This is a genomic window from Sphingobacteruim zhuxiongii, from assembly GCF_009557615.1.
In the GTDB taxonomy this organism is placed as follows: Bacteria; Bacteroidota; Bacteroidia; order Sphingobacteriales; family Sphingobacteriaceae; genus Sphingobacterium; species Sphingobacterium zhuxiongii.
In genome coordinates, this window is record NZ_CP045652.1 from 614211 (window position 1) to 626294 (window position 12084).

The 12084-nt window shown below is 39.2% G+C and carries 9 protein-coding genes and 2 tRNA genes; 5 read left to right on the forward strand and 6 right to left on the reverse strand.

Translation table 11 applies throughout. The features are described 5' to 3' along the window. Positions 1–288: 288 nt before the first annotated feature. The 4 genes from GFH32_RS02630 to recJ all read right to left on the reverse strand — a co-directional run bounded on the left by GFH32_RS02630 (position 289) and on the right by recJ (position 6317). Positions 289–1359 carry a branched-chain amino acid aminotransferase gene (locus GFH32_RS02630; RefSeq protein WP_153509597.1) on the reverse strand — a complete coding sequence of 357 codons (1071 nt, stop codon included), beginning with the start codon at positions 1357–1359 and terminating at the stop codon, positions 289–291. A gap of 959 nt (positions 1360–2318) precedes the next feature. After that, positions 2319–3830, reverse strand: coding sequence for a GH3 auxin-responsive promoter family protein (locus GFH32_RS02635; RefSeq protein ID WP_153509598.1), 1512 nt, complete (start codon positions 3828–3830; stop codon positions 2319–2321). A gap of 21 nt (positions 3831–3851) precedes the next feature. Further along, entirely contained in the window at positions 3852–4586 is a 735-nt protein-coding gene (lptB, locus tag GFH32_RS02640; protein WP_153509599.1) for an LPS export ABC transporter ATP-binding protein, read from the reverse strand. A 30-nt stretch (positions 4587–4616) separates the two neighbouring features. Next, positions 4617–6317: a single-stranded-DNA-specific exonuclease RecJ gene (recJ, locus tag GFH32_RS02645; protein WP_153509600.1), complete on the reverse strand. Its 1701-nt coding sequence runs from the start codon at positions 6315–6317 to the stop codon at positions 4617–4619. Between the two features lie 116 nt (positions 6318–6433). Between recJ and GFH32_RS02650 the strand changes: the two genes are divergently transcribed. The 3 genes from GFH32_RS02650 (at position 6434) to GFH32_RS02660 (ending at position 9077) form a co-directional block, all read left to right on the forward strand. Then, positions 6434–7216, forward strand: coding sequence for an MBL fold metallo-hydrolase (locus tag GFH32_RS02650; RefSeq protein WP_153509601.1), 783 nt, complete (start codon positions 6434–6436; stop codon positions 7214–7216). A gap of 70 nt (positions 7217–7286) precedes the next feature. After that, positions 7287–7766 (forward strand): cation:proton antiporter regulatory subunit, encoded by a 480-nt coding sequence (locus tag GFH32_RS02655; protein WP_153509602.1) that lies wholly within the window; start codon positions 7287–7289, stop codon positions 7764–7766. 9 nt (positions 7767–7775) lie between these two features. Next, the gene (locus GFH32_RS02660) at positions 7776–9077 is read left to right on the forward strand and encodes a cation:proton antiporter (RefSeq protein ID WP_153509603.1); all 1302 of its coding nucleotides are present in this window, start codon (positions 7776–7778) and stop codon (positions 9075–9077) included. Between the two features lie 40 nt (positions 9078–9117). Here GFH32_RS02660 and era read toward each other — a convergent pair whose 3' ends face one another. Next, positions 9118–9996, reverse strand: a complete 879-nt coding sequence (era, locus tag GFH32_RS02665; RefSeq protein ID WP_153509604.1) for a GTPase Era — start codon at positions 9994–9996, stop codon at positions 9118–9120. A 113-nt stretch (positions 9997–10109) separates the two neighbouring features. On the opposite strand from era, the gene GFH32_RS02670 reads away from it, so the two are divergent. Then, a tRNA-Met gene (locus GFH32_RS02670) sits at positions 10110–10182 on the forward strand. A 48-nt stretch (positions 10183–10230) separates the two neighbouring features. Further along, positions 10231–10303, forward strand: a tRNA-Met gene (locus tag GFH32_RS02675). Between the two features lie 300 nt (positions 10304–10603). Here the strand turns inward: GFH32_RS02675 and GFH32_RS02680 are convergent. Then, complete coding sequence (locus GFH32_RS02680) at positions 10604–12070, reverse strand: glutamate synthase subunit beta (RefSeq protein ID WP_153509605.1); 1467 nt, start codon at positions 12068–12070, stop codon at positions 10604–10606. Positions 12071–12084: the final 14 nt, after the last annotated feature.

Genomic DNA, 12084 nt, shown 5'->3' on the forward strand with positions numbered 1-12084 from the left:
GAAGGAGAAATTAGTGCGCAATCGTTTGAGTAATCTACGAAAACGATGTAAACTTGTCAACTTTAGAGAATTTTGTAAAAACTATTGGTTTAAATAAATAACCCGAATAATTGAAATTAACGATGGTATTTACTGATTTACAATGTGTGCAAAATACAAGTACATTTATTATTATGCATTATTTATCAGGTGTTTATGTGTGATTTATTCTGATGTTATCAATAAATACAAAGGGTCTCTTTTGTTAAAAAGAGACCCTTTGTTAAAATCGTTTAATAGGATGGTAATTTACTTTACAATTAAATTCCAGCCGTGCGTATCTTCACTTTTTCCATAGCGTAGATCGTTTAAGTATGCAAGTACTTTTAGCGAGAATTCTCTACCTTCAACTGGAGGAAGAGTATAATCTTCTCCTTCGAAACCGATTCGATCGATATGGGTAATGGTAGCCGCAGTTCCAGCAGCAAAAGCTTCTGTAACAGTTCCAGCTTTAATGCCTTCAATTAATTCTTGAACGGAAACTTTGCGTTGCTCAGCTTTGTATCCCCATTCGCTAGCAAGCTCCATGATTGTACGACGTGTAACGCCGTGAAGAATTGTGTCGCCATGTGGTGTGATGATTGTATCACCAATACGGAAGATTAAATTAGCAGTACCTGCTTCTTCGATATATTTATGCTCATTAGCATCTGTCCACATAATTTGATCATAACCTTCGTTATTCGCTAATTGTGTTGGATACAATGATAAAGCATAGTTACCTGCATTTTTCGAGAAACCAACACCACCTTCAGCGGCACGTGTATAATGCGTCTCAACTTTTAAACTGATGGGTTTGCTATAGTAAGCTCCAACAGGGCAAGTAATAATAATAAACTTATAGGAGACGGAAGGATGTACACCTAATGCTGCTTCCGTAGCAAACATAAATGGACGGATATAAAGTGCTGTTCCTTCGATTGAAGGTATCCAATTACGATCTACATCCAATAATTTCTTTAGGCCATCCATGAAAATCGCTTCAGGAACTTCCGGCATCTGTAAACGATCTGCCGATTTATTGAAACGCTCCCAGTTTTTGTCTGGACGAAAGATACTAACTGTTCCGTCAGCAAATTTGTAACCTTTAATTCCTTCAAAAATTGCTTGTCCATAATGTAGAGCAGACATCGAAGGGCTCAAAGTCAAATCACCGTAAGGAACGATAGCAACGTCTGTCCATTGTCCTTTGTCATAATTTGCGACCAGCATGTGGTCTGACATGATTTGTCCAAATTTTAAATTGTTAAAATCTACTTGCGAGAGTCTTGATTGTTTTGTGGGCTCTACGCGAATTGAGATTTGTTCTGTCGCGCTCATATCAATTGATTGTTTTTATGCGTGCAAGTTAACAAAAAAATAAAACCTAAGCTTTATAAGCAGCTAAAATTTATTAGCTCGTTGGGTTGGGTATGATTGTGTAAGCGTTTATATTTACATGTTTAAACATATATGATTTAGGGTTGTTGTTTCTCAAATCAGTTTATGTATGTTTTCCTAGGCATTACTGTCTACTGTTTGCTATACCTAAAAATCGCTGGTATATACTCAAAGCGTTGCGGGAGCTGTTTCCGCTTCTCGGTACTGTTATTGCATATTGGGTAATGCATTTGTGGCATGTTGTCTACACAATGTAAATTAAAATAGGAGAGCCAGTTGTAGCTTTTTATGAGGATGTGGTTGACGTCATTGAAACAATATCATCTCGAAATTAGGAATCCGAATAATCAATATTCTACAACGCAGCTGACAATTTTAAGTCAACCCAATTAATCAATATGGAAAGAAAATTAGTAAATATCGGTACTACAGAAACTAAAGAAGTTGGAGTTTTTAGGTTCATTCTCGGATTTTTAGTTTTTTTATATAAAACGGCTATCCGTCCATAGTTTTCGCTTTCCGTCAAGAAAGGTATTCCCATTATGATTCTTTTTTAAGCGTCATTACTTTTGATTTGTCATGTGCAACGCTAGGCCATGACCTCCATCCTCGAAATATATTCCTATTCAAAATCTTAATTCATTTGAGCAAACATGCAGATGTTACTGTTGGCGCATGAAAATTCATGATGTTAAATGTGCTTCTATGCGCTAGTTCCCTTTCACTTCCCTTTCACATCCCTTTCACTTCCTTTTCAAAACCGTACACCGAAGGTTCTGTATTGGTTATGTAAGATCTCTGAATAGGACGTGTAAAGTCGTAAGGACGTGGCGAGTTGCATCGTAAGATATTTACAATGTCAGCTAAGGGAAAAGATTACTTTCCCTAATTGTTCTCTGCTAAGAAATAATTTTTAAAATAGACTCTAAGTATTCTCGATTGTTAGCTAAGCGAGGGACTTTGTTTTGCCCTCCCAACTTGCCTCGAGACTTCATCCATTGGTAGAAAGTCTCTGCCGGAGCATTATGAATAATAGGAGCCGACAAGGCCATATTCTTATAACGCTTTGCGTCGTAATCAGAATTAATTTCTCGTAAGGTTTGATCAAGCACTTCGCAAAAACGAGTAAAGTCTTGCGGTTGTTTCTCAAATTCGATAATCCATTCGTGTGCGCCTGCACCCTTCTCTTTGAAATAAACCGGGCCGGCGGTATAATCTTTTATACTTGCTTCAGTAGCTAGGCAAGCAGCTTCTAACGCGTGATCGGCATTATCAACAATTACTTCCTCTCCGAATGTATTGATGTATTGTTTGGTACGTCCAGAAATCTGGAAACGGTAAGGGGCTAGTGAGGTGAATTTAATCGTATCACCGATTTTATAGCGCCATAATCCCGCATTGGTTGTAATGATTAGTGCATAGTTTTTACCAATCTCGACTTCATGCAGACCCAATGTTTTCGGATGTTCATCATTTAGATTTTCCATCGGAAGGAATTCATAGTAAATTCCATAATCTAGCATGAGTAATAGATCATCGGAATCCGAACGATCTTGTAATCCAAAATATCCTTCAGAGGCATTGTAGTTCTCTAAGTAATACATGTTGTCGGTAGGGATCAGTTTCTTGAACTGCTCGCGATAAGGTTTAAAGCTAACGCCTCCGTGTCCGTAAAACTCTAGATTAGGCCATACTTCTAATAGGTTTTCTTTTCCTGTTATTTCTAGTATTCTATTGGCCATAACCATATTCCAGGTTGGTACTCCTGCCAGACTGGTCACATTCTCCTTCAGGGTGATTTGACAAATCTGTTCAATCTTTTCTTCAAAATTTGGATTCAAAGTCACTTCCAAATTGGGTGTTCTTTTGAATTCTACCCAGAATGGCAAGTTTCGAATTAAGATCGACGATAAATCACCATAATAGGAGTCCGGACTAAAATTATTTATTTGCGATGAACCACCAATGACTACAGATTTTCCAGTAAAGATCTTACTTTCAGGTTTGTTATGACAATAGATAGAAAGCATGTCTTTCCCTCCTTGAAAATGACATTCCTCTAGGGCTTCTATACTAACTGGAATAAATTTGCTACGGTCGGCTGTCGTGCCGGAAGACTTCGCGAACCATTTGATGTCGGAGGGCCAAAGGATGTTCTGCTCTCCCTTAATCATACGATCGATATAACCCTTTAGGCTATCGTAATCTTGAATTGGCACGCGTTCTTTGTAATGTTCTGGAGTCAATATGCTGTGATAGTCATGTTTTTTTCCCCATTCGGTAGCCTCTGCCGCCGATATTAAGCTCTGGAACCACTCTTCTTGTACGTCATGCGGATACTTCAAGAAAAGCTCGATTTGATGTATTCGCTTTTTCATGATCCACGTAAAGAGAGAATTGAGTAAGGCCATATGGTATGTTAAAACCTAAATTTAAAACTTTTTGCGGCGTAATTCAAAATGTCTACCTAGATAAAACTTACGCGCAAGTTCATTGTTCGCAATTTCCTCAGGTGTGCCTGTCAACATAATCTTTCCTTCCGTTAGTAAATAGGCTCGGTCCGTAATAGATAATGTTTCTTGTACATTGTGATCGGTAATAAGAATACCAATGTTACGTGTTTTAAGTTTTGCAACGATTGTTTGAATCTCTTCTACGGCAATCGGGTCGACGCCGGCAAAAGGTTCATCTAGTAGAATAAAATTGGGGTTGGCAGCAAGCGCTCGTGCGATTTCCGTACGTCTTCGTTCTCCTCCAGATAATAGATCTCCGCGGTTTTTACGAACACGATGTAAGCTAAATTCCGTTAGGAGCTCTTCCAGTTTTTCTTTTCGTTCGGCTTTGTTTGGATAATGGATCTCCAAAACCGATAGGATATTATTTTCTACCGATAACTTTCTGAAGACCGAGGCTTCCTGTGCAAGGTACCCTATACCTCGTTGCGCTCGTCGATACATCGGATCGGCTGTGATTTCCAAGTCATCAAGATAGACATGACCTTCATTGGGTTTAATCAGACCTACAATCATATAGAATGAAGTAGTCTTACCAGCACCGTTGGGTCCTAATAGTCCGACAATTTCACCTTGTTCCACATGAAATGATACGTCATTAACAACTGTACGTTGTTTGTATTTCTTGATGAGATGTTCTGCTTTAAGAATCATGGGCTTAACCTTTCCTTGCAAAGATATTTTTTAAAATCGAATAGCTTTTATATTTAGCTGCAAATTCTTTTTGCCACGCCAATTATTTTCCTCGATACTGTAGCAGATATCGAATGATTTTCCTGAGTTTATACTGTTCACATGCTCTCCTAATCCGAATCCTATGCATTCAAATGTGGATGAATCTTCGTGTTTAACGGTAAGTTTCAAATGAGTGCTGCCAACAATATAAGCTGGAGCAGCAACCGTTACATGTTTAGTCATGAAGATGGGTGCCTCATTTTGAGGTCCAAACGGTTCAAATTGCTTTAATATTCGATAGAATTTACTGTCGATTTCACTAAGCTTGATGTCTTTTTCGATCAAGACTTCTTGCTGTAGCATTTCTGGCTTAATAGAACGGCTTACTACTTCTTCGAAACGCTCTTGGAATAAAACCACGTTGCTCTGCTGCATCGTAAGTCCTGCCGCATATTTGTGGCCTCCATACTGATCTAATAAATCGCTACATTCACTCAATGCTTCATATAAATCGAATCCTAATACCGAACGTGCTGAGCCAGCAATATGTCCATTGGTTTCCGTTAAAATAATGGTTGGTCTGTAATAGCGCTCGGTTAAACGAGACGCCACAATTCCGATTACTCCCTTGTGCCAGTCAGATTTATAAAGAACAGTCGTTTTCTTTGTTTTTTGTTGAGCGTCGTTGTCTAAGAGGGACAATGCCTCTTCGGTAATTCGCAAATCAAAGTCTTTGCGGACATTGTTTTGATCGTCAATATTAACTGAGAACTCTTTTGCTTCGGATAATGATTTTGCAATCAGCAATTGTACTGCATCTTTCGCGTGGTCAATTCGTCCTGCAGCGTTGATTCGTGGTCCAATTTGAAAAACGATATCGTTTACTGTGAATTGTCCGGTTTTATGAGAGGACAGATTGATTAAGGCTTGTAATCCGCAACCTGCATTGCCATTTAGCTTAATCAATCCAAAATGAGCAAGAATTCGATTCTCGCCAGTTATAGGGACAATATCGGACGCGATACTTACGGCTACCAAATCTAAATATTGGTAGGCAAGCTCCATGTCCATGTCATTCTGTAAAATGAATGCTTGTATGATTTTAAAACCTATCCCGCATCCAGATAATTCTTTGTAGGGGTAAAGACAGTCTGCGCGTTTAGGGTCGAGAACAGCAACGGCCTCTGGGAGTTCATCGCCAGGTAAGTGGTGATCGCCAATAATAAAGTCTATGTTCTTGGAATTGGCGTATGCAATCTTATCATTGGCTTTAATTCCACAGTCTAGTGCAATAATTAACGAGAATCCATTTTCATGGGCGTAGTCAATACCCGCTGTGGAGATTCCATAACCCTCTTTATAGCGGTCAGGAATATAATATTCGATTCGAGAATGGAAATTGCGAAAAAAACTATAAACGACCGATACGGCAGTGGTACCATCTACGTCGTAATCACCATAGATCAATATTTTTTCATTATTGCCGATTGCTTTTTCAATGCGGGCAATAGCTAAGTCCATTCCCTTCATTAAGAAAGGGTCGTGTAGATAGTTTAACGAAGGTCTAAAAAAGATGCGTGCTTGCTCGAATGTTTCGACCTCACGATTTAACAACAATTCTGCAATAATACTACTGACACCTAACTCATCCCTCAGCTTATTAATCTTCTCGACATCTTTTTTTGGTTTCAGCACCCACCTTTTTTGCATATCTTTGCGTTAAATTTTAACGTGTAAATATACATTTTATAGTGTTACCTACCTAATAGGTGGTAGGCTATATATAGACACACTTACTTAACTCGCAAGTAAACAAATAAATAGATATGGTTAAAGCATATTCCCTTTATGAGGGCTCATATTCTGTTGATAAATCCAAGAAATTCATTCCGTTTGATCCAAAAAAAGATGATCCTAAGGATCGTCCGGGATCTTTATTTGTTCATATCCATCCTTTTTTGTTGGAGACCAAAGCGGGCTTAGTTTTGTTGGATACAGGCCTAGGGCGTCGTACAGACGACGATGAATTGGTAATCCATGCGAATATCAAAAAGCTGGGATTTGATATCGACGATGTTCGTTATGTCCTAATGTCCCATTTACACAAAGATCATGCGAATGGTATGGTAGACTTTAAAGATGGGTCAAAGCGTGTAGCATTCCCTAATGCCGAGTACATTATTCAAGAGCAAGAGTGGGAGGCCGCATTTAGTACCGAGTCGCCATCTTATCGTACCGACGTTTTTGATGTGCTACAACGCAGCGGTAATTTGGTCTTTGTTAATGGCGATGGTCATTTAAACGACGAGATACGTTATGAGCTTTCCGGAGGACACTCTGAGTTTCATCAGGTTTTTCATATTCAAACAGAAGAAGAGCATTTCTTCTTCGGAGGGGACGAATTACCAGAGCCTGAAGAAATCTTTCGAAACTTCATTGCTAAGTATGATTATGATGGTCGCCGGGCGAAGAAATTGCGTGAAGAATATTGGGCTGCCGGTGCTCCGGAAGGTTGGGTATTCATGTTTTATCACTCAAAAAGTATCGCTATTGGAAGGCCTGAGCAACGAGAGGATGGCACTTACAAGATCATCGATGCCACAAAGTAGCAGGATTATGCCTATATTTGGGTAAACCGAGTTTTAATATTCTTAAGTTTTATTTAATTTAAAAGTTAACATGTCGATAGTTAGAGAAAGTGATCTAATAGGCATTGGGAAAAAATATCAGATTGAAACCGAAGCAGGTGACAATATGGTAGTTGTTATTCATGACGATGGTCGTCGCGAACTATATCGCCACGAAGATGAAGACAATGAAACCCACTGTGTAATGACTTTGTCGGATGAAGAGTCACGACAGGTTGCAGGTATTTTAGGAGGATTATCCTATAAACCGAAGGCCTTAGAAACCATTGAAGTTGCTTTAGACGATTTACGTATTGAATGGTACAAGGTTGAGTCGTCGAATGACGGTGTCAATAAAAGTATCGGTGAGCTGGAAGTAAGACAACGTACAGGAGCATCAATTATCGCGGCTATTCGTGATGATGAAACGATTATCAATCCAGGTCCCGATTATGTAATTCAACCCGGCGCAACGTTAGTTATTGCAGGGAAGTTGAAAAATATCAAACTCTTAAAAGAAATCCTTCTATAATATTCGCCTATGCCTAATACAATTATTATTGAAATTGGAATTGCTGTTTTACTGGTAGCCTTGGTTGGCTTACTTGCCAATAGACTTCGTTTTTCAGTTATTCCCTTTTTTATCGTAATTGGAATGGTATTAGGCAACGAATCCTACCCAGGGTTTGTTGCTGATGGATTGGCTAGCATTGGGAACGAAAGTTTAACCAATTTGGTTAACTCAATTTGGAAGTTCTTTACGTTTACTGAAAGCAAACCCTTTATTGATTTTATGGGGCGTTTGGGCGTATTGTTCCTTCTATTTTATTTGGGTTTAGAGTTTTCTGTTGGCCGTTTGATAAAATCCGGTAAATCTATTGTTGCTGGCGGTAGTTTCTATGTTGCGTTGAACTTTGTTTCGGGGCTGTTGGTCGGCTGGATGATGGACTTACCGTTTAAGGAAATGATGGTGCTTTGTGGTATTATGACGAGTTCTTCTACTGCAATTGTAGCCAAAGTGTTAACCGATCTGAAGCGTACAGCGAACCCAGAAACAGAAGTTATCATGGGGATGATCATGTTCGATGATCTCTTTATTGCCATGCATATCTCCTTTTTATCAGGATTGATATTAACGGGAAGTAGTTCTTTCTGGGCTGTTGCTGGAACTTCATTGCTTGCTTTAGGCTTTATCTTAACGTTCCTGATACTTGGTAGAAAATTAATTCCCTTTATTGACCGTCTTCTTCAGGAAAAGTCTTCAGAGCTATTTATCCTTATTATTTTCAGTTTACTTTTTACAATTGCAGGATTCTCTGAGACAATCCACGTTGCAGAGGCCATAGGTGCTTTGATGGCAGGATTAGTATTTGCGGATTCTAAATATCTGAAAAAGATTGAGGGTATGGTTTTGCCGTTCAAAGATTTTTTTGGTGCAATGTTCTTCTTTAGTTTCGGACTATCCATTGATATGTATTCTCTAGGAGGGGCAGTAGGATGGGCTGCGTTTGCCGCATTAATCACTGTTATCGGAAATGTGGCTTCGGGTTATTTTGCTACAAAGTTTTCGAATCTGCAACCGAAGAACTCCGTGGATATCGGTTTTACCTTGTCAGCAAGAGGAGAGTTTTCGATTATTATGGCGAATATTGGTAAGGCTGGTCAGCTTTTGCCGGTCATTCAATCCTTCGTAGTAGTTTATGTGTTGATTTTATCCGTTGTTTCGCCGCTTCTAACGAAAGAATCTAGAAATATATGGAATAAGTTGTCTGGACAAAAAGAAGCTCCTAAGAAGGCTAAGAAGAGGCTTAGCGACTTAGAAGCTACTATACAAGAACCCTAAGGGCCTTATATTTTTCTTTTTATTTTGTTAGAGATGCCGATTAGTCCTCGTATCCGAATCTCTTAAGATAGTTTTTCTTACTACGCCAGTCAGGTAAAACCTTGACGAACATTTCTAAAAAGACCTTTCTTCCAATAAATTCCTCAATATCTTGACGTGCATAGGTTCCAACCTTTTTAATCATTGCACCAGCTTTCCCAATGATAATATTCTTTTGAGAATCGCGCTCTACGATGATTTCTGCAGCAATCCTTGTAATCTTTGGTTCTTCTTTATATGAAGTGATAATCACCTCTGTGCTGTATGGAATTTCTTTGTCATACAGTTTGAAGACTTTTTCACGAATAATTTCCGACACGAAGAAACGAAGTGATTTATCTGTCAATTCGTCTTTTTCATAATATGGAGCATGCTCAGGCAATTTTTCCTTAATGTAGGCCATTACAGATTCTACATTGTACCCTAATAACGCCGAGATAGGGAAAATAACTTCTGGATTAATCTTCTCTTTCCAATACTCTATTTTCGCTTTGACTTCTTCTTCTGTGGATTTGTCAACCTTATTGATTACAACGGCTACTGGAGAGCTTGTATTGCGTAATTTCTCCAACACATCGTTTTCATCATACTTTTCATTAATATCTGTAACAAATAAAAGAATATCAGCGTCGATGATCGATCCCATCACGAAATTCATCATAGATTCCTGAAGAGAATAGTTAGGTTTGATAACACCAGGAGTGTCAGAAAAGACAATTTGATGGTCTTCGTCGTTAACAATACCAATAATTCGGTGTCTTGTAGTTTGCGCCTTCGGCGTGATGATTGACATCTTTTCCCCCACTAACGCGTTCATTAGGGTAGATTTACCCGCGTTAGGTTTTCCTATGATACTTACGAATCCAGCTTTATGCGACATTATTTTCTTTTTTATTTGTTTTACAAAGAAACAAATAATATCTTTGTGCTCCAATTCGGAGATAATATAATCTGCATCTACGACGCAACGAGATCAGATTTCATAAAATATATTGCGGGGTGGAGCAGTTGGTAGCTCGTCGGGCTCATAACCCGAAGGTCATCAGTTCGAGTCTGGTCCCCGCTACTAAACGGATTAAGCGCGAGGCTTAATCCAAAGACATTCAAAATATATTGCGGGGTGGAGCAGTTGGTAGCTCGTCGGGCTCATAACCCGAAGGTCATCAGTTCGAGTCTGGTCCCCGCTACTATTTAAGGTTTCAATCGAAAGATTGGAACCTTTTTTTTTGATAGTAAACGGTAGATATTGTTAGTCGAGTAGCAATAGGTAATCTTGGTTCTCTTTTTTGTGCTTGTATTAGTTTGATTGAGATAACTGTAGAAAATAAGTCGTCATCTGCCTTTCATACTTCGCATTCGTTTTCCTATGAAACTATATCTAATGCGATTGCTCGTTGCTAAATGTAATAGGTCTAAAAATGAGTATAGCGACAATTAAATTGCCGCTATACTCGTATATCAAATGAATAAGATTTGATAACTACTTTTTAGGCGTAGTTATAAACCGCTTCTTTACTTTCTAAGACAGATGATCCCATTAGGAATTCATCAACTTTTCTTGCGCATTCACGGCCTTCAGAAATAGCCCAAACGACAAGAGACTGTCCTCTGCGCATATCACCAGCTGTGAAAACATTGCTGATATTGGTTCTATATTCTGCTTCACTAGCCAATACATTACCTCGAGGGTCTAAATCTACACCGAGCTGTTGTAATAAGCCCTCGTGTTGTGGATTCAAGAATCCCATCGCCAAGGTTACTAATTCGCAAGGGATTTCACGCTCAGATCCTTCTACTTCTGCAAACTTGATTGGACGTCCAGTTTCATCGGTTTCCCAAGCAAGATCCACGACTTTTGCGGCACGAAGATTTCCGTTTTCATCGCCTAAGAATTCCTTGGTGCTAATGCTCCAATGACGCTGACATCCTTCTTCATGAGAAGTGGTTGTTTTTAACAACATCGGATAAGTTGGCCAAGGCATAGCTTCTGTGCGTGTTTGAGGAGGGGTAGGCATTAGTTCAAATTGAGTAACAGATTGTGCCCCGTGACGGTTAGACGTACCAACACAGTCAGATCCTGTGTCACCACCACCGATTACTAATACATTCTTACCTTTTGCATGAATCTCTTCAACTTCAATAGCTGAATTGCCAACTCGCTTATTTTGTTGTTTTAGGAAGTCCATTGCGTAGTGTACGCCATTAAGCTCTCTTCCTGGAATCTTTAAGTCGCGAGGAATCGTTGAACCTCCTGCTAGAACAACCGCATCGTATTCCTTTAGTTCTTGTGTTGGAACATTTTTCCCAACTTCTGAATTGGTTCTAAATTCCACGCCAGATTCTTCCATTACAGCGATACGACGGTCGATAACTGATTTATCTAATTTAAAGTCAGGAATACCATAACGCAGTAGTCCACCTACTTTGTCGTCTCGTTCATAAACGACAACATCATGTCCAGCTTTGTTCAATTGAGCAGCAGCAGCTAATCCGGATGGACCAGAGCCTACAACCGCAACACGTTTACCTGTCTTTAGGAAACTTTTATTTGGTTGCACATAGCCCTTCTTATAAGCAATTTCAATAATGTGCTTTTCAATTTCTTCAATGGCAACTGGAGATTTGTTGATACCCAATACACATGCTGATTCGCACGGTGCTGGACAAATACGGCCAGTAAACTCTGGAAAGTTGTTCGTAGATGATAATATCTGATATGCTTCTTCCCATTTGCCATCATATACTGCATCATTAAATTCCGGAATGACATTCCCAAGCGGACAGCCTGAGTGACAAAATGGAATTCCGCAGTTCATACAACGTGCTGCTTGATTACTTAGTTGATCATCCGAGTAGGGTTGAACAAACTCTTGATAATTTTGTTTTCTGCTTTCCACAGCATCTTTCTGAGGAAGCGTTCTTTCATATTCTAAAAATCCTGTTGGTTTTCCCATGATAATATTCCTCC